17 protein-coding genes are annotated in these 21366 nt (G+C 73.2%); 6 read left to right on the top strand and 11 right to left on the bottom strand.

Going from position 1 to position 21366, the window contains the following annotated elements:
* Positions 1 to 233: 233 nt before the first annotated feature.
* Positions 234 to 1889, bottom strand: coding sequence for a DNA repair helicase XPB (locus ACZ5PB_RS17730; RefSeq protein ID WP_468692082.1), 1656 nt, complete (start codon positions 1887 to 1889; stop codon positions 234 to 236).
* A 345-nt stretch (positions 1890 to 2234) separates the two neighbouring features.
* Between ACZ5PB_RS17730 and ACZ5PB_RS17725 the strand changes: the two genes are divergently transcribed.
* Entirely contained in the window at positions 2235 to 2768 is a 534-nt protein-coding gene (locus ACZ5PB_RS17725; RefSeq protein ID WP_468692080.1) for a VanZ family protein, read from the top strand.
* Here the strand turns inward: ACZ5PB_RS17725 and ACZ5PB_RS17720 are convergent.
* A complete protein-coding gene (locus tag ACZ5PB_RS17720; RefSeq protein ID WP_468692078.1) occupies positions 2731 to 5517 on the bottom strand; it encodes a helicase-associated domain-containing protein in 2787 nt (928 codons plus the stop codon). The genes ACZ5PB_RS17725 and ACZ5PB_RS17720 overlap by 38 nt on opposite strands.
* Before the next feature lie 182 nt (positions 5518 to 5699).
* Between ACZ5PB_RS17720 and ACZ5PB_RS17715 the strand changes: the two genes are divergently transcribed.
* Positions 5700 to 6770: a hypothetical protein gene (locus ACZ5PB_RS17715; protein WP_468692076.1), complete on the top strand. Its 1071-nt coding sequence runs from the start codon at positions 5700 to 5702 to the stop codon at positions 6768 to 6770.
* An 86-nt stretch (positions 6771 to 6856) separates the two neighbouring features.
* Here the strand turns inward: ACZ5PB_RS17715 and ACZ5PB_RS17710 are convergent, their stop codons facing one another.
* Genes ACZ5PB_RS17710 through ACZ5PB_RS17695 form a run of 4 tightly spaced genes read right to left on the bottom strand, consistent with a single transcriptional unit; the run spans position 6857 to position 10966 of the window.
* The gene (locus ACZ5PB_RS17710; protein WP_468692075.1) at positions 6857 to 7849 is read right to left on the bottom strand and encodes an ABC transporter substrate-binding protein; all 993 of its coding nucleotides are present in this window, start codon (positions 7847 to 7849) and stop codon (positions 6857 to 6859) included.
* Positions 7846 to 8784 (bottom strand): ABC transporter ATP-binding protein, encoded by a 939-nt coding sequence (locus tag ACZ5PB_RS17705; RefSeq protein ID WP_468692074.1) that lies wholly within the window; start codon positions 8782 to 8784, stop codon positions 7846 to 7848. Before ACZ5PB_RS17705 ends, ACZ5PB_RS17710 begins: the two co-directional genes overlap by 4 nt.
* The gene (locus ACZ5PB_RS17700) at positions 8781 to 9887 is read right to left on the bottom strand and encodes a FecCD family ABC transporter permease (protein ID WP_468692072.1); all 1107 of its coding nucleotides are present in this window, start codon (positions 9885 to 9887) and stop codon (positions 8781 to 8783) included. Before ACZ5PB_RS17700 ends, ACZ5PB_RS17705 begins: the two co-directional genes overlap by 4 nt.
* Positions 9884 to 10966: a FecCD family ABC transporter permease gene (locus tag ACZ5PB_RS17695; RefSeq protein WP_468692071.1), complete on the bottom strand. Its 1083-nt coding sequence runs from the start codon at positions 10964 to 10966 to the stop codon at positions 9884 to 9886. The genes ACZ5PB_RS17700 and ACZ5PB_RS17695 overlap by 4 nt, the downstream gene beginning before the upstream one ends.
* 142 nt (positions 10967 to 11108) lie before the next feature.
* Here ACZ5PB_RS17695 and ACZ5PB_RS17690 point away from each other — a divergent pair, with 142 nt between their 5' ends.
* Entirely contained in the window at positions 11109 to 11762 is a 654-nt protein-coding gene (locus ACZ5PB_RS17690; protein ID WP_468692070.1) for an HAD family hydrolase, read from the top strand.
* Between the two features lie 71 nt (positions 11763 to 11833).
* Here the strand turns inward: ACZ5PB_RS17690 and ACZ5PB_RS17685 are convergent, their stop codons facing one another.
* Positions 11834 to 12112 carry a hypothetical protein gene (locus ACZ5PB_RS17685; RefSeq protein WP_468692068.1) on the bottom strand — a complete coding sequence of 93 codons (279 nt, stop codon included), beginning with the start codon at positions 12110 to 12112 and terminating at the stop codon, positions 11834 to 11836.
* A 192-nt stretch (positions 12113 to 12304) separates the two neighbouring features.
* On the opposite strand from ACZ5PB_RS17685, the gene ACZ5PB_RS17680 reads away from it, so the two are divergent.
* Positions 12305 to 12688 (top strand): cold-shock protein, encoded by a 384-nt coding sequence (locus ACZ5PB_RS17680; protein WP_384357350.1) that lies wholly within the window; start codon positions 12305 to 12307, stop codon positions 12686 to 12688.
* A gap of 10 nt (positions 12689 to 12698) precedes the next feature.
* Here the strand turns inward: ACZ5PB_RS17680 and ACZ5PB_RS17675 are convergent, their stop codons facing one another.
* The 4 genes from ACZ5PB_RS17675 to ACZ5PB_RS17660 all read right to left on the bottom strand — a co-directional run bounded on the left by ACZ5PB_RS17675 (position 12699) and on the right by ACZ5PB_RS17660 (position 16346).
* A complete protein-coding gene (locus ACZ5PB_RS17675) occupies positions 12699 to 13568 on the bottom strand; it encodes a 1,4-dihydroxy-6-naphthoate synthase (protein ID WP_468692066.1) in 870 nt (289 codons plus the stop codon).
* Positions 13549 to 14220, bottom strand: coding sequence for a futalosine hydrolase (locus ACZ5PB_RS17670; RefSeq protein ID WP_468692065.1), 672 nt, complete (start codon positions 14218 to 14220; stop codon positions 13549 to 13551). The genes ACZ5PB_RS17675 and ACZ5PB_RS17670 overlap by 20 nt, the downstream gene beginning before the upstream one ends.
* Positions 14221 to 14255: 35 nt before the next feature.
* A complete protein-coding gene (locus ACZ5PB_RS17665) occupies positions 14256 to 14774 on the bottom strand; it encodes a DUF2771 domain-containing protein (protein WP_468692064.1) in 519 nt (172 codons plus the stop codon).
* 201 nt (positions 14775 to 14975) lie between these two features.
* Positions 14976 to 16346: an MFS transporter gene (locus ACZ5PB_RS17660; protein WP_468692062.1), complete on the bottom strand. Its 1371-nt coding sequence runs from the start codon at positions 16344 to 16346 to the stop codon at positions 14976 to 14978.
* A 309-nt stretch (positions 16347 to 16655) separates the two neighbouring features.
* On the opposite strand from ACZ5PB_RS17660, the gene ACZ5PB_RS17655 reads away from it, so the two are divergent.
* Both ACZ5PB_RS17655 and ACZ5PB_RS17650 read left to right on the top strand, forming a co-directional pair.
* A complete protein-coding gene (locus ACZ5PB_RS17655) occupies positions 16656 to 17609 on the top strand; it encodes a DUF3027 domain-containing protein (protein ID WP_468692061.1) in 954 nt (317 codons plus the stop codon).
* A gap of 581 nt (positions 17610 to 18190) precedes the next feature.
* Positions 18191 to 21343 (top strand): sacsin N-terminal ATP-binding-like domain-containing protein, encoded by a 3153-nt coding sequence (locus tag ACZ5PB_RS17650; protein WP_468692059.1) that lies wholly within the window; start codon positions 18191 to 18193, stop codon positions 21341 to 21343.
* Positions 21344 to 21366 lie beyond the last annotated feature (23 nt).

The following is a 21366-nucleotide window of genomic DNA, read 5'->3' as shown; positions in this document are numbered from 1 at the left end:
GCAACGGAGCGATCAACGCCCACGACTCATCCGTCAGTTCATGCCTACGCACCACGAACGGAGCAACGAGCCAACGACTTTCCGGACACGCCCTAGGGGGTAGGGGGTAGCGCTGGTCCCGCCGGCCAAGGGGGCGGGGTCGTGGGTGAGGGCGGGCTCGCCGGCTAGGGGGCAGGGTCGCTGCCTGCGGGGGTGGGTTTGGGTTTGGCGGTTGTGGGGCGGCTGGGGGCTGGTTAGGACGACGTCGAGCCGTCGTCCGCCAGGAGGTCGTCCGCGTCGACGATGCGGTAGGCGTAACCCTGTTCCGCGAGGAAGCGTTGGCGGTGGGCCGCGAAGTCCTGGTCGATGGTGTCTCGGGCGACCACCGAGTAGAAACGCGCCTCGTGGCCGTCCGCCTTCGGGCGCAGTACGCGGCCCAGCCGCTGCGCCTCCTCCTGGCGGGAGCCGAAGGTGCCGGACACCTGAATGGCGACCGTCGCCTCCGGCAGGTCGATCGAGAAGTTGGCGACCTTCGAGACGACCAGCACGCTCAGCTCGCCCGTCCGGAACGCGTCGAAGAGCTTCTCGCGCTGCGAGTTCGGGGTCTCGCCCTTGATGACGGGTGCACCCAAGTGCTCGCCCAGCTCGTCGAGTTGGTCGATGTACTGGCCGATGACCAGGGTCTGCTCGCCCTTGTGCTTGGCGACCAAGGCTTCGGTGACCTTGCGCTTGGTCGCCGTGGTGGCACAGAAGCGGTACTTCTCCTCCGCTTCGGCCGTCGCGTACGCCAGGCGCTCGGAGTCGGTCAGGTTGACCCGTACCTCCACGCAGTCGGCGGGCGCGATGTAGCCCTGCGCCTCGATCTCCTTCCACGGGGCGTCGAACCGCTTGGGCCCGATGAGCGAGAAGACGTCCGACTCGCGGCCGTCCTCGCGCACGAGGGTCGCGGTGAGGCCCAGGCGGCGGCGCGCCTGGAGGTCGGCCGTGAACTTGAAGACCGGGGCGGGGAGCAGGTGCACCTCGTCGTAGATCACCAGGCCCCAGTCGCGGGAGTCGAAGAGCTCCAGGTGCGGGTAGACACCCTTCCGCCGGGTCGTCAGCACCTGGTACGTGGCGATGGTGACCGGGCGGATCTCCTTGCGCGTACCGCTGTACTCGCCGATCTCGTCCTCGGTGAGCGACGTCCGCTTGACCAGCTCGTGCTTCCACTGGCGGGCCGAGACGGTGTTGGTGACGAGGATGAGGGTGGTCGCCTTGGCCTCGGCCATCGCGCCCGCGCCGACCAGGGTCTTGCCCGCGCCGCAGGGGAGTACGACGACGCCCGAGCCGCCGTGCCAGAAGCCCTCCACGGCCTGCTTCTGATACGGGCGCAGGCTCCAGCCGTCCTCGGCGAGCTCGATCGGGTGCGCCTCGCCGTCCACGTAACCGGCGAGGTCCTCGGCCGGCCAGCCCAGCTTGAGCAGCGTCTGCTTGATCTGGCCGCGCTCGGAGGGGTGCACGGCGACGGTGTCCGGGTCCAGCCTGGCCCCGACCAGCGGCTGGACCTTCTTCGACCGCAGGATCTCTTCGAGTACGGGGCGGTCGGTGCTGGTCAGCACCAGCCCGTGCACCGGGTGCTTGGAGAGGGTGAGGCGGCCGTACCGCGCCATCGTCTCGGCGACGTCCACCAGCAGCGCGTGCGGCACCGGATACCGCGAGTACTCGACCAGCGCGTCGACGACCTGCTCGGCGTCGTGCCCGGCGGCCCGCGCGTTCCACAGGCCGAGCGGGGTGAGCCGGTAGGTGTGGATGTGCTCCGGCGCGCGCTCCAGCTCCGCGAACGGGGCGATGGCGCGGCGGCAGGCGTCGGCCTGCTCGTGGTCGACCTCCAGGAGGAGCGTCTTGTCACTCTGGACGATCAGGCAGGACACACATACCTCCGGAGGTTTGGATCGTCCCGTGAGGGCGCGAGGCGCCGTCCGCTACGTACGACTTTCACGTTTCAGGTTTCACGTGAAACGCAAAAGTCTACCGCGCCCGCTCCTCGGCCCGCCCTGCGCCGGGAGTGTGCCCGGGTGCGGGGCAGGGAGTGTGCTCCGAGTGCCTGCGGAGCCGGTCGCGTGACCATGGGGCTGCGGGGTATCCGCGTGGGCATGACTGCCGGAGCGGAACGTGCCAGTACGGCCAAGGGAGTTGGCGGACGGAGCGGGGGAGGGATCGGGGGGCGGTGGCGGCGGCCACGGGATCCGGGCGAGAGGCATACGCCCTGGCCCTGGGTGCTGTTCCGGGTCGCGGCCATCGCCCTCGGCCTCCTCGCCCTGGTCGCCTTCGCCGTCGTACTCGCGAAACTGACCCTCGTACCCTCGCCCGCCTCGGAAGACCTGGTGCACGCGAACCTCAGGCCAGGGCATTCCCTGCGCCAGTACATGCAGGACTACAGCTTCCTCGCCGCGTGCAAGCAGGTCGGCGGGAACATCCTGCTGGGAGTGCCGTTCGGGGTGCTGCTGCCGGTGGTGGGGTCGCGGCGGCTGCGGTTCCTGCGGATGTTCCTGATGACGGTCACCGTGATGGTGCTGGTCGAGCTGACCCAGGGCGCGATCGTCACCGGGCGGGCCTTCGACGTCGACGACGTGATCATGAATACGACGGGGGCGCTGCTCGGGTATCTGGTGCTGGGGCGGCGGCTGGGACGGGTGGTGCACAGGCGTCGTTACAGCGAGCCGGGAGAGCCGAGTGGGCCTGCGGAGGAGCCCTCCTCGGCGTCCTCGCCCCTCACGCCGGATCGTCCGCCAGTTCCGCCACACCCGTGATCCGGTGCAGCGGGTACGTCTTCACCTCGTCCGCCGTGTGGTCGTACGCCGTGACGTAGCCGCCCTCCACCCGTACCGGGGCGATGACGCGCTGGCTGGCCGCGCCGTCCGCGTTGACGTAGCCGATCCACAGGGCCGAGCCGGTCATCGCCGCCGCCTGGACGGTGGCGAGGGTCTCGGCGGATGAGGTGCGGGGGAGCGCGCCGGGGAGCCCGCCGGAGGACTTGGTCTCGGCGGGCGTCCTGCGTACCGCGTTCGCCGCCATGTCGCCCGCGCGGATCGCCCGCAGCGCGGCATCCAGCAGCGTGTCGTCCGGTACGGGCGGGCCCTCCGGCACCGGTACCGGCGCGGTCCGCGCCGGGGTGCGGCGGGCGTCCGCGCGCGTGATCAGCACATCGCCCGCCGCGGACTCGGCGGCCGGTGCGAAGCCGATCGCGCGCAGCCCGTCGAGCAGCGCCACCGGTTCGGCCTGCGAGGCCAGCACGGTCGGCGCGAGGCGGCGCAGACCGAGCCCGGCGGCCCGCTTGTCGGCGAGGATCTCGCCCAGCACGGTGTCGTCGTCGCACCGTACGTACGAGGAAGCGGAACCCACCCGCAGATGCCCGTGCCGCCGTGCCACGTCGTCGATGAGATAGCTGAGCGGCTGCGGTACGGGGGTCCTGCTGTGCTCCGCCAGGAAGGCGTGCAGATCCGAAGCGGCCTGACCGGAATCCAGCGCCCGGCGTACGGACCCGGGTGTGAAGCGGTACACCGTCGCCCCGCCCCGGCTTTCCACGTCCGCCAGCACGGACAGCGTCTCGGCGAGCGGGCGGCGCAGCGGACCCGGTGCGACGGCGGTCAGGTCCGCCTGGAGGAGCACGTGGTCGAGGGGCTCGGGGATGAGCGGGGCGAGCAGCTCCGCCGCGCGCAGGGCGTCGGCGGCGGACTCGGCCTCGGTGGGCGGTCCGGCGGGGGTACCGGACTCGCGGCTCCGGTCGCGGTCCAGGCCGGCCAGGGCGCGCCCGTGTGCCGACAGTGCGCCGCGGCCCGTCACGCCGAGCAGCTCGGCTTCCGTGAGGGTCCACAGGGCGAGGCGGGTGCGGAGGTCGCCGGTGGCGCCGCGCTGGGGGCGTTCCCAGCGGAGCCTGGCGATGACGGAGTCGGGGTCGGGGGCGGTGCCTTCGGGCAGGCCGTCGGTACCGGGCCCGGCAGCCGTGGGCCCCGCCCCGGCATCGGCGAGGAGCGCGAGCACCCGGCGCCGTACCTCCGGCGCCGACGACCGGTCGAGGTCCGGGCCGAGTGCGGACAGGGTGCGGCCCTTGGCGTCCTGGCCGCCGATCAGGCCCGCCGTACGGGTGCCGCGCAGCCAGGCGGTGGCGAGGCGGGCCCAGCGCTCCTGGGGCGGGAGGTCGATCCAGGTGTCGTACGCGGGGGTCGGGGCGTAGCGCTCGTCGGCCTCGCCGTCGGAGGCGAGCAGTCCGGCGGCGTAGGCGAGTTCGAGCCAGAACGCGGCGGTCGGCTCCGGCAGGTCCATGGCCGCCGCGGTGCGCTTGAGGTCGCGGACGCTGAGACCGCCCGAACGCAGTACGGCGGGACCGCCCCTGTCCCACTCCTTCAGCAGGTCCTCGACGGTCGTCAGCGCCCCGAACGCCTGCCCCGCCGCCGTCAGGTCGACCATCTTCGGGGTGTGCGTGGAGGCCGCGACCAGCGGCGGAGGGGACGGCTCCGGGGTGCGGTGGGCGCGCCCCACGCGCAGGTGCAGGGCGGCCTCGCGCGGCAGCACGACGGTGCGCGCGCTGGTCGGCAGCAGCAGCCCGTGATCGCGCAGCCAGCGCACGGGCGGGGCGGGGTCGGAGCTGACCTCGCCGTACGGAGGCCCCCAGACCAGCCGGTCGAGCACGGTGAGCGCGTCCGAGGGAGCGGTGTCGAGCAGCGCGTCCATCCGGGCGCGGTCGGTGAAGAGCGAGGTCAGGGCGTGTACGGCGGACACCGGGTCGTGCGTGGTGGGCAGCCCGATGGCGGCCAGGATCCCCTGGAGCCTGGTGGGCGACATCCCGGCCGTGGCCTCCGCGACGCTCGGGCCGAGCCCGGTCGGGGAGGGGTGGGTCGCCGACGGCGCGAGCAGCTCGCGCGCGGTCCGCACGAGCCGCAGCCGGTCGTCGGCACCCCACACGAGTGCCTGCTCACGCAGCATCCGTACGGCACCGGGCAGCGCGGCCTCGACGGCGGGGTTGCCCTCGTCGCCGCTCATGAGGGCGTGCAGCTCGTCGTACGTCGCCGGATCGGGCGCCACCGCGAGCGCCTCGGCGGTCTGCAACGCGAACCGGTCGAGCCGCTCCAGCGCGCGCACGACGGAAGCCCGGGTCCCGGCCCGGGTGGCCAACAGCCCGAGGTCCCCGGGCACGGGCGAGAGCAGATCGGGCCGAGCACGAAGAAGCGCGGTGAGCGAGCTGTCGTCCCGGGTCCGGAGGGCTTCGGCAAGGGTGCGGGGAGCGCTGGCGGCGCGGGAGGCGACGGTGCGACCAGGCCGCTGACCGGGCGCTCGGGTGGCCGCGCTACTGGGAGCGCTGCTGGACGGGCCGTCGGGTGCGGTGCCCGGCGTGCTGCTGTGCGTGCTCCCGGACACGCCGCCGGACACGCCGTCGGACGGGTCGGTCGGTGTGTCGTTGGGCATGTGGGTGGGTGTGTCGGACGGCGGGCCGTCCGGCGTGCCGTTGGTGGTGGTTCCTTCGGGCACGTGCGCCTCCCGGTCGAGCTCGCTGGTCCCCATCCGCCCCACGGTAGCGTCTGCGGGCCCCCGCCCAGCGCGCCAGGCGCTAACGTCGGACCAGGGTGGACCGGCAACTGCGCGTGACCGGCGGGCACTTGTCTCGTGCCACGACCGGAACGACCGTAATCAGCCGGAATCGCCCTAACCGCAAACCGGGGAAGACGCAGGGGACGGACGACGGCGTGGGCATCGAGAGCGACCAGCTGGTCTTCGACTATCTGAGCCGGGTCGGCGACCTCGCTCAGCAGCAACAGCTGACCTCCGGCGACCGGATGCGCCTGGTGGCCACGTTGCGCGGCGAGATCGACCGACAGCGGGCCAAGGCCGTCGGCGGGCCGGACAGTGCCGCCGCCGTGCAGCGGATCCTCGGCAGACTCGGCACACCGGCCGAGATCGTCGAGGCGGCGGGCGACGACGGCGTGGAAGCGGTGCTCTCCTCACGCACCTCACGCCGGGTGCTGCCGAGGCAGCGGCAGCGCAGGATGCCCCCGGCGAACGCTGCGCATGCGAGCGGGCCCGAGGCTCCCGTCGGCTTCGAGAAGCAGCCCGCCGAGCCGTCCCCGCCCCCCTTCCCCACGGGCCCGCACCTTGCCGATACGGATGAACTCGGCCCGCCGGGCGAGGGCCCCGAGGAGTGGTGGCGCGCCGACCCCGGCCCCTTCGGCGGCCTCGGCACCGCCGTGCCGGGCTTCACCGGCGGCGTGGAGATCCCCGAAATACTCAAACCCCCGCCGGAGGACGACGGGGACGAGGAAGAGGGCGACGGCGAGGAGGACGAAGCGGCCGAGGCGGTGGAGGAAGGACGGCGCGGCTTCCTCCCCGGCCGTCTCCGCCGCCTCCGTGCCACCAAGCCGGCCGCGGAGGAGGAGCCCGAGGAGGACGCCCCGCTCCGGGCGCCGATCGTCCCGCGCGGCAGCCCCTTCCTGCTGCTGGCCGCGCTGCTGCTGATCACCGGTGCCGTCATGGGCAACCTGCTGGTGCTGGCCGGCGGCTGGTTCCTCGCGTACTTCTCCAGGAAGCTCACGCGTACGGAGGCGAAGTGGGCGGTCCTGGGACTGCCGGGACTGGTCGCGGTCGGCGGTGCGGTATGGCTGTGGGGCCGGATGGAGGGCCGCTGGGGCGCACCGCTCTCGATGGCGACGCAGGGCGCGATGGGGGAGGCCCTGGCCGGGCTGTGGCCGGTGCTGCTGAGGACGGCGGCCGGCCTGACCGCGCTCTACCTGCTGTGGCGGGCGAGGCGGCTGAGTGGGTGAGGGGCGCGCCGTTCGGCGCGCCCCCGTGCCCTGCGGCGGCAGGGGCGCGACTCCGCGTCCCGTCCCCGCGACCCCTGGCGACCCGGCTACTTCGTCAGGTCGGCGCGCAGCTCGTCGAGGATTTTGTTGGCGGCGGTGTAGCCGATTCCCTGGATCCACAGCTGGTCGTCGACCGCGAAGACCTTGCCCGCCTTGACCGGCGGCATCCCCTTCCACAGCGCCGAGTTCAGCGTCTGCGTCTGCTTGGCCTTCGCCGGGTCGCCGTACGTGGCGTGGAAGATGACGTTCGCGTCCTGGCCCGCCAGGTCGATCTTCTCCGGGCTCACGTCGTACGAGAACCCGTCCTTCGCCTTGTCGGTGACCGGCGGGCGGCCCAGGCCGACGTCCGCGAGGACCGTGGCGATGTAGTTCTTCTTGCCGTAGATGCGGATGTCCGCGCCCTCCACGAAGCGGACCACGTTGACCTTCGTCGCGGCGGCCTTCGCCTTGCCGCCGAGCGCCTCCGTCACCTTCGCCGCGTTCGCGGTGTACTCGTCGACGGTCTTCCTCGCCTCGGCCTGCTTGCCCAGGGCCTCGGCGTGCAGCTGGAAGTTCTCCTTCCAGGGGTAGCCGGTGCCCTCGGTCATCACGGTCGGGGCGATGGCCTTGAGCTCGTCGTACTTGTCCTCGTGGCGGACCTTGCTGGTGAGGATGAGGTCCGGTTCGAGTGCGGCGATGGCCTCCAGGTTGGGGGTCATCATCGCGCCGACGTCCTTGATCCCGGCGACCTCGTCCTTGGGCAGGTAGTTCAGGAAGCCGGACTTCACATCGGCGTGCGTGGAGCCGACCGGCTTCACGCCGAGGGTTATCGCGGAGTCCAGTTCGGCGGTGTCGAGCACGACCACGCGCTTCGGGGCCACGGGGACCTGGACGTCGCCCATGGCCGTCTTCACCGTGTGCGTCTTCCCCGCCCCGGCACCCTTCTCCGTATCGGAACCGTCCTTGTCCGAGCCCCCGCCGCACGCGGACAGCGCGAGCGCGGCCACGGCGGTCAGGGAGACCGCGGCGACGGTGGAAGGCTTCGCTGGCTTCATCTTCATGAGGTGGCTGCCTTTCGGAGAGCGGGCGGAGAGGGGGAGCCGGGGGGAGCGGATGCCGCAGACGCCGCAGATGCCGAGGTCGGGGACGTTGCCGTCCACGGTGCCCCCGGCACCACCAGCGGCGAACCCGTCACCGGGTCCGGCACGACGACCGAGTCGAGCCCGAAGACCTCCCGTACGAGATCCGCCGTGACGACCTCGCCGGGCGGGCCCTCGGCCACGATCACGCCCGTCTTCATCGCGACGAGGTGATCGGCGTACCTGGCGGCCTGGTTCAGGTCGTGCAGGACGACGACGACCGTACGGCCCTGCTCGCGGTTGAGCTGTCGTACCAGGTCCAGCACCTCCACCTGGTGGGCGATGTCGAGGTACGTGGTCGGCTCGTCGAGCAGCAGCAGATCGGTCTCCTGGGCGAGCGCCATCGCGATCCACACACGCTGCCGCTGGCCGCCGGAGAGCGCGTCCACGGGACGGTCCGCGAGCTGGGCCACATCGGTGCGCTCCATGGCGTCGGTGACGGCCCGCTCGTCCTCCTCGGACCACTGCTTCCACCATGCCTGATGGGGCTGGCGCCCGCGCGAGACGAGGTCGGCGACGGTGATCGCCTCGGGGGCCACCGGGGACTGCGGCAGCAGCCCGATCGACTGCGCGATTCGCTTGGTCGGGATGCGGGCCAGCTCGTTGCCGTCCAGCAGCACCGCCCCGCCCTGCGGCTTCAGCAGCCGGCCGAGCGCGCGCAGGGTGGTCGACTTGCCGCAGGCGTTGGGGCCGACGATGACGGTGACCCGGCCGTCCGGAACGGCCAGGTCCAGCTCGTGCACGACGGTCCGGTCCTCGTACCCGAGGGTCAGCGAGGCGGCCCGCAGCCGCGCACCCGCACTCGCGCCCGGCTCCGTGTCGTGGGGCGCCTCGGGCGCCCGGTCGGCGGAACTCATGCCTTGCCTCCTGTACGCCCACGCACGATGAGCCAGATCAAATACGGAGCCCCGACGGCGGCGGTCAGCACACCCACCGGCAGCTCGGTGGGCGAGAACAGCCGCCGCGCGAGGAGGTCCCCGAGCACGACGATGACGGCACCGAGCAGGCCTGCACAGACCAGCGGAATCTGCGCGGTCCGCGTCATCCGGCGGGCGATCTGCGGCGCCAGCAGCGCCACGAAGTCGACCGGACCGGCCGCCCCGGTGGCCACCGAAGCCAGCACCACCCCGAGCGCGACCAGCCCGAGGCGCACCCGCCCAAGACGTACGCCCAGCGCGACGGCGGTGTCGTCGTCCATACCGGCCGTACGCTGCGCCCGCGCGGCCCACGCCACCCCCGGCAGCAGCACCAGCAGCACCCACCCCAGGGTGGTGGCCTCGTCCCAGCCGCGGCCGTTGAGCGAGCCGGTCATCCAGATCTGCGCCTGCTGGGCGACCAGGTAGTCGCCCTTGGTCAGGAAGAGCTGGGTGACCGACTTCAGCGCGATGGCGAACCCGATGCCGATCAGTACGAAGCGCGTCGCGTGCAGCCCGCCGCGCCAGGCGAAGACGTACACCAGCGCCGCGGCGAGCACCCCGCCGATGACCGACAGGTACGGCAGTACGCCGGCCGAGGTGATCCCGAAGATCATCGCGCCGACGGTCAGCGCACCGGCCCCCTGGCTGATCCCGATGATGTCCGGACTGGCGAGCGGATTGCGCGCCACGGTCTGGATCAGCGCCCCGGCCACCCCGAAGGCAAGACCGACGAGCACCCCGACGGTCATCCGGGGCAGCCGCAGCGTCCCCACCACGAGCTCACTGCGCGACTCCATCCCGAACAGCACTCGCAGCACCTCGCCCGGCGGCACGAACCGCTCGCCGACGCACAGGTACGCGACGCAGATCGCGGCGAGGAGCACCGCGAGGGCGGCGGCGACGAGGGCGGCCCTGCGGTGCAGGAGGAAGGAGGCCCGTCCGGCGCGGACGAGGGAGTACCCGGCCGGGCGGGTGCGGGACCCGCGCCCGGGGGCCGCGGCGGGCCCGGGGGGAGTCAGGGGGGAAGTGGTGGTGGCGGTCATGCCGGCACCGCCTTCCGGCGTACCAGCGTGACCAGGAACGGCACCCCGATCAGCGCCGTCATCACGCCCGCGGGCACCTCGCTCGGCGGGAAGAGGATCCGGCCCACCACATCGGCGACCAGCAGCATCACGGGCCCCACCAGCGCGGCCATCGGCAGCATCCACCGGTGGTCACTGCCCACGATCGCGCGGGCGATGTGCGGTACGGCGAGACCGATGAACGCGATCGGCCCGGCGGCGGCCACCGCCACCCCGGTCAGGATGGTCGCGCCGAGCCCGCCCACGACGCGTACGGCGGCCACGTTCTGGCCGAGACCCTTCGCCACGTCCTCGCCGAGCGCCAGCGCGTCCAGACCGCGCGCCACCGCCAGCACCAGCAGCACGCCCACCACCAGGAACGGCCACACCTGCCCGACGATGTCGGAGCCGCGCCCGGCCAGGGCGCCCACGTTCCAGAACCGGAACTCGTCCATCGCGGCGGCCTTCGTCGTCAGCACCGCCATCGTCACCGACACCAGCAGCGCGTTGATCGCGGCACCGCCCAGCGCCAGCTTCACGGGCGTCGCCCCGCCCCGCCCGCCGGAGGCGATGGCGTACACGGCGACGGAGGCGATCGCGGCACCGGTGAATGCGAACCACACGTACCCCGACAGCGTGTGCACCCCCGCGAAGGCGATGGCGAGCACCACTCCGACCGACGCGCCCTGGCTGATCCCGAGGATGCCCGGGTCGGCGATCGGATTGCGGGTGATGCCCTGGAGCGCGGTCCCGGCGAGGGCGAGCGCGGCGCCCACCATGATCCCGAGCACGGTCCTGGGCACCCGCATCTGCCGTACTACCTCGGCGTCGGCGCTGTCGCCCCCGTGCAGCAGCGCGTCGAACACGGTCGCGGGCGAGATCCCCCGGGCCCCCACCGCCAGACTGAGCAGCACGGCCAGGGCGAGCGCCACGAGGGCCGCCACCGTCCAGCCGACGCGACGCGTCACCGTCGCCCGGCGGCCCCGCGACACGGGCGGGGCGGGCTCGGACGGCGGGAGCGGCGGGGATGACCCGGACACGGGAGGGGCGGCGGTCGGCATCGGTCCCATTTCGGAGGCTGAGCGGGGTTGAGCAAGGCGGAGCGAGCCCGAGCACGGCTGATCAAGGCTGATCAGGCAACTTAGGCGGCCCTAAGTGTACGGCCGGGGGTGCGCTGCCGCCCCGGTACGAGGCCCGCGCACAATGGCTGCCATGAGCATGCACGAAGGCCCCGCCCGGACTCCGACCGGCCCCGTCGTCGGTTTCGACCTCGACATGACCCTGATCGACTCGCGCCCCGGCATCAAGGCCGCCTACCAGCGGCTCACCGCCGAGACCGGAGTGCCGATCGACGCCGACCTGGTCGTCTCCCGGCTCGGCCCGCCGCTGGAGCAGGAGATCGCGAACTGGTTCCCCGCCGACCGCGTGGACGAGATCGCGGACCGCTACCGCGCGCTCTACCCGTCGTACGCCATCGCCCCCGCGACGGCGCTCCCCGGCGCTCTGGAGGCGGTCGCCGCCGTACGCGCGGCAGGCGGCCGGGTCGTCGTCGTCACCGGCAAGTGGGAGCCCAACGCCAAGCTCCACCTGGAACACCTGGGCTTCGAGGTCGACGCGGTCATCGGCAACGTCTGGGCCGAGGGCAAGGCACTCGCCCTGCGCGAACACGACGCGACCGTCTACGTCGGCGACCACCTGGGCGACGTACGCGGCGCCCGCGCGGCGGACGCCGTCGCGGTGGCGGTCACCACGGGCCCGTACGACGAGGCCGCCCTGCGCGAGGCGGGCGCGGACGTGGTCCTGACGGACCTGACGGAGTTCCCGGCCTGGCTGGCCTCCCACCGGGCCACGCTCTAGGGCGGGCTGGGGCGGGCTGGGGCGGGCCAGGGCGGGTGCGGCGGGCGCACTTTCCGGTCGGTTACGCGGTGCTACGCGGCGCCGCGCGCGCCGAGCCCCGAGGCGCGGGCCGCGCGCCGCTGCACCGCGATCGAGCGCAGCACGCCCGCTGCCGCGATCAGGAACCCCACGCCCATCAGCATGCACACCGCGTACGCGATCGACGGGAACGGCTCCGTGCCCAGGAACATCGGCATGAAGGTCACCAGCGTCGCGATCGCCCCGACGAAGAAGACGATTCCGCCGACGCGAACCAGCCGATCCCCGGGCTCGGCGGCCTCGGCCCGGCCCTTCTTGGTTTCATTGCTCACCCGGCAAGGGTAGTTCCCTGCCCCGGGGACCGGCTTCCGGGACCGGCCAGGGGAAGCCTCCGGCGGCTCTTGTCAGCAGCGTGAGGAGCATTAGCCTGGTGAGTGGCGGGTCGGTGAAGACCCGCTGTAGTGCTATCCGGAGCCGTTTTCGCGGTTTTCCGGACCCGACGAGTACGAGGACGAGGACAGACGGTGCCTACCGGCAAGGTCAAGTGGTTCAACGGCGAAAAGGGCTTCGGCTTCCTCTCGCGCGACGACGGCGGCGACGTCTTCGTCCACTCCTCCGTGCTCCCGGCCGGTGTCGAGAGCCTCAAGCCCGGGCAGCGCGTCGAGTTCGGTGTGGTCGCAGGTCAGCGCGGTGACCAGGCCCTGTCGGTGACGGTGCTCGACCCGACCCCCTCGGTCGCGGCCGCGCAGCGCCGCAAGCCCGACGAACTGGCCTCGATCGTCCAGGACCTGACGACGCTGCTGGAGAACATCACCCCGCAGCTGGAGCGGGGCCGCTACCCCGACAAGGCGGCGGGCGCGAAGATCGCGGGCCTGCTGCGCGCGGTGGCGGACCAGCTCGACGTATAGCCGCAGCGGCTCAGGGGAAACTCAGCGCATCGCGGCCGAGGGGCGGAACCAGCCCCTCGGCCGCCGCCCTTTCCAGCAGTCCGCGCACGGCCGCGTAGCCGTCCTCGCCCAGGTCCGCGGTGAACTCGTTGACGTACAGCCCGATGTGCTGGTCGGCGACCGCCGGGTCCATCTCCTGCGCATGGGCGAGGACGTACGGACGCGACACCTCGGGCTCGTCCCACGCCAGGCGTACCGAAGTCCGTGCCGCGTCGGCGAGCTGCCGCAGCTTCTCCTCGCCCAGCGAGCGCTTGGCGATGATCGCGCCGAGCGGGATGGGCAGCCCGGTGGTGGCCTCCCAGTGCTCGCCCATGTCGGCCAGCTTGTGCAGCCCGTACTGCTGGTAGGTGAAGCGCGCCTCGTGGATGACCAGGCCCGCATCCACCCGGCCGTCGCGCACCGCCGGCATGATCTCGTCGAACGGCATCACGACGACCTCGCCGACCTTGCCGGGGACGACGTCGGCCGCCCAGAGGCGGAAGAGGAGGTAGGCGGTCGAGCGCTCGCTCGGCACCGCGACCGTCCTGCCCGTCAGGTCGACGTCCGCGTCTTTGGTGAGGACCAGCGGGCCGCAGCCCCGCCCGAGCGCCCCGCCGCACGGCAGCAGCGCGTACTGGTCGAGGACCCACGGAAGTACGGCGTAGGACACCTTGAGCACGTCGAACTCGCTGCGCTCGGCCATTCCGTTGGTGAGGTCGATGTCCGCGAAGGTGACGTCGAGCTCCGGTGCGCCGGGGACGCGGCCGTGCGCCCAGGCGTCGAAGACGAAGGTGTCGTTGGGGCAGGGCGAGTAAGCGATCTTGAGTGCCGCTTCGGCTGCTTCAGCTGCTGTGGTGGTCATGTGGGGTCCAACCCTCCGTGACGGCCCCGATCTTCCCGAAGGCGTCGGTCAGGGCGGCGAGCGCGTCCCCGATCCGCCAGGCGTCGCGGTCGCGCGGCCCGACGGCGTTGGAGACGGCGCGGATTTCGAGCACCGGCAGAGCGAACAGAGCGGCGGCCTCGGCCACCCCGAACCCCTCCATCGCCTCGACGGCGGCCCCCGGGTGCCGGGCGCGCAGCTCCTCGGCGCGGGCGGCGGTGCCGGTGACGGTGGAGACGGTGAGGACGGTGCCGGTGCGTGCTCCGGTGGCGTCGGCGATCTTCCGTACGAGATCGGCGGGCGGGCGGTGCTCCACGGTCCCGAAGCCGAGCCCGGTCACCGGAACGTAGCCCTCCGCCGTTTCGGCGCCCAGATCGGCGGCGACGATCGCGTCCGCGACGACGACCGAGGCGAGGGGGGCGACCCCCGCGAACCCGCCGCCGATCCCGGCGGACACGACGAGGCCGTACGAACCGGTGGCCAGCGCGCGGGCGGTCGAAGCGGCGGCGGCGGCCGGCCCGACACCGCCCGCGAGGACGGTGTACCGGGTACCGGTGTCATCGCCGTCGCCCGCGAACGCACGCGTGACCGCGTCCCGCTCTGCGGGAACCGCGGTCACGACGAGGATGTCCATGGGCGTATGCGTGCTCGTACTCGTGCTCGTACTCGTCAGGAGGAGCGCTTGACCTTGAAGTGCCAGACGCCGGCGAGTTCCTTGCCGTTGATCTGGCCGACGGTCAGCTGCGCTTCCTTGAGCGGCACCCGCTGGGCCTGGCCGAGCTGGTTGGGCTGGCCCTCCTGGGTGAGGATCTGGTCCGCGTTCACCGTGCGGTACGTCTTCTTGGAGGTCTCGGCGTCGATCGGACGGCCGTTGACGAAGAGCACCCAGCCGCCGGACTCGGCGACCTTGGGGTCGACACCGATGCGGATCGTGTCGCCGGTGGAGGCCTCGATGGTCTGCTCGGCCTTCTCGACCTTCTTGGTCATGCAGGACGTGAAGGCCTTCTCGCCGAGGCCCTTGCCGTCCTCGTAGCAGGCGGCGTCGGTGTGCACCGAGTCCGAGCCCACTGTCACGGTCGCCAGCGGCGTCGGCTTGTCGCAGGCGGAGAGTACGAGAAGCCCTGCGGAGGCGACAGCCAGGGCGGCAGTGGTACGGCGGGCCTTGCCCGAGAACAGCGCAACGGTCATGCGCGAAGGCTATCGCCCAAACCCCCCACCCCCGCGCGGGGGTACTCCCCGGGGTGTCCACCCCCCGTCACCTAGCCCCCTTGGGCGGCGGGGCCGCCCCCCGGGGGCGGGACGGGCGGGCAAGGGGGCGGCCCCCGACCCCGCTCGGCTTCTCGCTTCTGTCCCGCCTACGCCATGGCTCCCACCCCGTACCCCCCAGACTCAGCGAAGGTTCCGTCCGCCCGGGGCCCGCAGCAGGCCGCGGCCGGACAGGAGTACTCCCACCCCGATCAACGCCGCCCCCACTCCCATCCCCAACCCCGCCACCAACGGCAGCGCGATGCCGATCGCACCCCCCACCACCCAAGCCACCTGCAGCAACGTCTCCGACCGCGCAAATGCCGAGTTCCGCACCGCCTCCGGCACATCCCGCTGGATCAACGCGTCCAGCGATAGCTTCCCCAGCGCCTGGCACAGCCCCGCCGTCGCCGCGAGCACCGCCACCAGCAGCCCCCCGAAGAAGACCGCCGTCAGGACCGACACCCCGAGCGCCACCATCAGCACCGTCGCGATGATCAGCTCCGGCGCCCGCGACTTCAGCCACGCCCCCACCGCCGTCCCGACCGCGTTCCCCAGCCCGGCCGCGACGCCCACGATGCCCAGCGAGACCGCAGCACTCTGCCCGCCCAGCGGGTGCTGCCTCAGCAGGAACGCGAGGAAGAAGATGAGGAAGCCGGAGAGCGCGCGCAGGGCCGCGTTCGCCTGGAGCGCGTGGACCACGGACGGGCCCACGTCCCGCAGCCCCCGCCCCGGCCGTTCGGGCGCATGTTCCTCCCCCGGGTGGTCGGAGGCCAGATGCGCGCGCTTTTCACCCTTGGCCGAGTCCACCTTGCCCGGCATCGAGAACGCCAGGAAGGTCCCCGCCACGAAGACGAGGAACGCCCCGTACAGCGGCCACGAGGGCCCGATGCGCTGGAGCCCGGCCCCGATCGGCGCCGCCGCGCCCGTCGCGAGCAGCCCGGCCAGGGTCACCCGCGAGTTGGCCTTGACCAGCGAGAACTTCGGCGGGAGCAGTCTCGGTACGACCGCGCTGCGGACGACCCCGTACGCCTTGGAAGCCACCAGCACACCCAGCGCCGCCGGATACAGCTCGATGCCGCCCGTCGCCACCGCCCCCGACATGGCCAGCGCCAGCACCGCCCGCGCGAGCATCGCCCCCGCCATCGCGGCCCGCCGCCCGTGCGGCAGCCGGTCCAGGAGCGGGCCGATGACCGGAGCGAGAAGAGTGAAGGGCGCCATGGTGATCGCGAGATAGAGGGCCACCCGGCCCCGCGCCTCGTCCGTGGGTACGGAGAAGAACACCGTCGAGGCAAGCGCGATTGTGATCAATACGTCGCCCGCGCCGTTCACGGCGTGCAGTTCGATGAGCTTTCCGAGGCCCGACTCACCGGCCCCGTGGGCGTGCGTGGCCCGCCGGATCCCTTTCGCCGTACCGGTGAACGGCAGGTGGAGGGCACGACCGACCGCCCGACCCGCCTTGCGCAGCGGCCCAGTTGGGACGTACGAACGAGACGACGACCGTGCGGTAGCCACCCCGCAATAGTGCCCCAACGGCGCGGGTACCCCACCCGACCCGAACCAGGATTCGGACGTGCAGGTGGGATGGGGGCGGCAGAGGGGGTAGCGTGCGTAGCGCGCCACCGGCGGTTGTACTCGGCCGCGCGCCTCTCAGCGATCCCGCAGAATGGATGGCGGAAGGTGTGCCCGAGGCAGATAGATCGGTCCGGGCGCGGACGTCGACGCGGCCCCCTGGTCCGCTCCGCCCGCAGCTCGTACATCCATCTACCTGCACCGTCATCGGCAGGCGCACCCGTGATACGGCGTAGGAGAGAAGCGAAACCTGTGAGTGCTGCGACGACGAGAAGCCGTACCCCTGACCGTCTGTGCGCCGAAGCGGTCGACCTCGCACGTGAGGCCGCCGAGGAGGCCGCCTTCCCCGGGGTGGTCGGCGAGCACGTCACTCTTTTCGCCGAGGGCGACCGGGTGGTCACCCACCTCTTCGAGGCGAAGGAACCGGGCTACCGGGGCTGGCGCTGGGCCGTGACGGTCGCGCGGGCCTCCCGCGCCAAGAACGTCACGCTCGACGAGACGGTACTGCTGCCGGGCCCCGACTCCCTCGAAGCGCCCGAATGGGTGCCGTGGAGCGAGCGGCTGCGCCCCGGCGACATGGGTCCGGGCGATCTGCTGCCGACCGAGGCCGAGGACCTGCGGCTGGAGCCGGGCTGGACGGGCGAGGACGCGCCGCCGCCGAACTCCATCCTCTCGGAGGAGAAGGGCGCCGTGGGCGCCGTGGCACCGGCGTCCCAGGCGCTGGCGGACGTCGTCGACACCGAGGACGCGGAACTCGCCGCTCCGGTCGCGACGGCTCCGGTACGCGGCTCCATCGCCTCGGTCGCCGAGGAGCTCGGCATGCGCCGGGCGAGGGTCCTGTCGCGGTACGGGCTGCACCTCGCGGCCGACCGCTGGGACGAGGAGTACGGCGCGAAGACCCCGATGGCCATGGCGGCCCCGGCCACCTGCGTCTCCTGCGCCTTCCTGATCCCGGTCGCCGGCTCCCTCGGCCAGGCCTTCGGCATCTGCGCGAACGAATTCGGCCCTGCGGACGGGCACGTCGTGTCCCTCTCGTACGGCTGCGGCGGCCACTCGGAAGCAGCCGTCATGCCGAAGACACCGAAGCCGGTGGGGCCGGTGATGGACTCGATGGCGGTGGACGCGTTTCCGCTGAGGCCGGATCCGGAGGGTGGGTCGGTGCCGGGGACGGTGGACGAGGGCGCGGAGGACCTGGGCCACTCCTGAGGGGTCGGTCGGGGCCGGACTCGGCGCGGCCGTCGCCGCGACGTGCCACCGGTCCGGGGGTGCCGCGAGGCGCTGGAAGAGTTGTGCGGTGTCGCGCCTGCGGCGGGCCGATGCCCCTCCCCGCCCCTTCCCGCTGTGCTCAATTTGCGGCTGGCGCCGCGTGGCGCTGGGAGTGTTGTGCGGTGTCGCGCCTGCGGCGGGCTGTGCCCCTCCCCGCCCCTTCCCTAAACCGCTCCGCGGGGCCAGGGGTTGTTAGCAGCGGGTCGAGTGTGGTTGCTCGCGCAGTTCCCCGCGCCCCCAGGCATCCAGGGGCGCGGGGAACTGCGCGGCCAGCCACGCACACACCCGCACCCGACCACCGGCCGTGGCCGGGCCCGCCACCTGCTCGACCCCGGTCGGCAGCCCACCCACCCCCGTCCGGCCGAACGGGCCGGGGTCTGGGGCAGCGCCCCAGTTTCGGGAAGGGGCGGGGAGGGGAAGGCCCCGCGCAGCGGAATGGAGCGTGGCCTCCCGGGCAGGGGCATCAGCCTGGCGCGCGATACGTTGCACGCCGCAGCCACCCCACAGAAGCGGAGCACCCCGTGAACGTCCCGGCCCCGGCCCCCGACGGCGGAGACCCCACCACCCCCGCCGACCCCTTCGGCACCGCCCGCCTGCGGCGCGGGGTGCTCGACGCCTGGACCGCGACTCCCGCCCGCTTCCGCGAGGACGCCAACTCCGAGGAGGACCTCGCCCTCGGCGGCTACCGCGACCGCCTCGTCGTCGAGCTCGCCCAGAACGCCGCCGACGCCGCAGGACGCAGCGGAGTCGCCGGACGGCTGCGGCTCACCCTCCGCCCCGCCACCCCCGACAGCCCCGCCGTCCTCGCCGCCGCCAACACCGGCGCCCCCCTCGACGCCGCCGGCGCCGAGTCGCTCTCCACCCTCCGCGCCTCCGCCAAGCGCGAGGACACCGACACCGCCGTCGGCCGGTTCGGTGTCGGGTTCGCCGCCGTGCTCGCGGTCAGCGACGAGCCCGCCGTGGTCGGCCGGCACGGCGGTGTCCGCTGGTCGCTCGCCGAAGCGCGCGGCCTGGCCGAGGACGCCGCCCTGCACAGCCCCGGTCTCGCCGACGAACTCCGCCGCCGCGACGGCCATGTCCCGCTGCTGCGGCTGCCGTTGCCCGCCGAGGGCAGCGCCCCCGACGGCTACGACACCGTCGTCATCCTCCCGCTCCGCGACCCGGCGGCCCTCGCCCTCGTCGAGCACCTCCTCGCCGCGATCGACGACGCCCTGCTCCTCACCCTGCCGGGACTCACCGAAGTGGTCGTCGAGACCCCGGAGGGCGTACGGACCCTGTCCCGGGCGGACCACGAGCCGTACGTGCACATCGAGGACACGAGTCCCAGCACCGACGGCGCCCGGACCACCCGCTGGCGCACCCTCGCCGCCTCCGGCCCCCTCGCCAAGCACCTCCTCGCCGACCGCCCCGTCGAGGAGCGGCTGCGGCCGCACTGGTCGCTCACCTGGGCCGTGCCCGTCGACGACGACGGCTCGCCGCTGCCGCCCCGTACCGCACGGGTCGTCCACGCACCCACCCCCACCGACGAACCCCTCGGCGTCCCCGCCCTCCTCATCGCCTCCTTCCCCCTCGACCCCACCCGGCGCCACCCGGCCCCCGGCCCGCTCACCGACTTCCTCGTCGAGCGGGCCGCCGACACCTACGCCGAACTGCTCGCGCACTGGGCGCCGGTGTCCGTCGGGACGATCGCGCTCGTCCCCGGGCCGCTCGGCAAGGGCGAGCTGGACGGGGCCCTGCGCGCCGCCGTCGTGGCGCGCCTGCCGCGCGTCGCGTTCCTGCTGCCCGCCGCGCCCACCGAGGAGCAGCCCGCGCTGCGGCCCTTCGAGGCGGAAGTGGTGGAAGGGGCGGGGGAGGAGACCGTGCGGGTCCTCGCCGAGGTGTTGCCGACGCTGCTGCCCGCCGGGCTGGAGCGGCGCGCCGAGCTGCGTACGCTCGGCGTCGGGCGGCTGCCGCTCGGCGACGCCATCGAGCGCATCGCGGGCGCCGAGCGCGCCCCCGGCTGGTGGCGGCGGCTGTACGAGTCCCTCGCCGGGGTCGACCCGGACCGGCTGGCCGGACTCCCGGTGCCGCTCGCCAACGGCCGTACGGCGATCGGTCCGAGGCAGGTCCTGCTGCCGCTCCCGGACTCCAGCCCCGAGGCCGCCGAGCAGCTCGCCCGCCTCGGGCTGCGCGTCGCGCACGCCGACGCCGCCCACCCCCTCCTCGAAAAGCTCGGCGCGCTGCCCGCCACCCCCCGCGCCGTACTGACGACCCCTCAGGTGCGCGCGGCCGTCGCCGCCTCGCTCGACGGGGCCGACATCTGGGACGAGGACGCCCTCGATCCGGAGGAGCTGGTGGAGACCGTGCTCGGGCTGGTCAGGGACGCCGAGCTCGCGCCCGGCGACGAACCCTGGCTGGGCGCCCTCGGCCTGCCCGACGAGGAGGGCGAGACCTCGCCCGCCGGGGAGCTGGTGGTTCCCGGGAGTTCCTTCGCCGGTGTCATGCGGGAGGGTGAACTTGCCCTCGTGGACGAGGAATTGGCGGACAGGTGGGGGGAGCGGACGCTTGCCGCCTGTGGAGTGCTGGCGACCTTCGCTCTCGTACGGGCGGCCGATGTCGTGCTCGACCCCGACGAGTTCGAGCCCCGGGACTCCGACTTCGCCGAGCCGGACGACGCCGGGCTGCTCGACGCCGTCGACGTGTGGTGCGAGGACCTGCTCGACCAGCTTCCCGAGACCCCCGTACCGCCCGTCGCGACCGAGATCGTCGCCGTCCGCGACCTCGATCTGGTCGACGACGACAAGTGGCCGCAGGCGCTCGCACTGCTCGCCCAGCCGCCGTTGCGCGACGCGCTGACGCAGCAGGTGCGGGTGCTGCTGCCGGACGGAACGACGCGCTCCGTCCGCCCGTACACGGCATGGTGGCTGCGCGACCACCCGGTGCTCGACGGCCGCCGCCCGGCCGGGCTGCTCGCCTCGGGCGGCGACGCACTCCTCGAAGGTCTTTACGACGAGGCGGACGCGACCGGCTTCGACGACGAGCAGGTGCTCAGGGCGCTCGGAGTGCGGACCAGTCTTTCCTCGTTGCTCGCCGAGCCGGGCGGGGCGGCGGAGCTGCTGTCCCGGCTCACCGATCCGGAGGCGGATCTGACGGAGGGGCAACTGCACGCCCTGTATACGGAATTGGCCGGTCTGGATCCCGAACAGGTCACCCTGCCCGATGAGTTGCGGGTCGTGGTGGACGGCGAGCTGGAGGTGGTCGACGCGGGCGACGCGCTGATCGCGGATGCTCCTGATCTGCTTCCGCTGACCGGTGGCCTGCCCCTTCTGCCCGTGGCACCGGCCCGGGCTGCGGCCCTCGCCGAGCTCCTCCAGGTGCGGCGGATCAGCGAGACGGTGGAGGCGGAGGTCGTCGCGGCCGACGGTACGGAACACGAGGTCCCCGCCTCGGTCCGCACTCTCCTCGGCCCTGCCACCCCCGCCACGTACCTCGAACACGACGAACTCCGCGCGGGAGGCGTCGAGCTGGACTGGCGCCGTACCCCCGACGGAATCCTGCACGCGGCCACCCTGGAGGGCGTGGCGGCCGGTCTCGCCTGGGCGGCGGGCCAGTGGCCGCGCCGCTTCGAGGTCGCGGCCCTCCTGGAGGACCCGACCCGTACGGCGGAACTCTCCCGCGACCGCTGGTTCGACTGACCGGGCGACCGGAACGGGGGGAG

The sequence above is a fragment of the Streptomyces sp. NPDC032721 genome (genome assembly GCF_055579625.1).
This window is presented reverse-complemented; position numbering and strand designations above follow the sequence as displayed.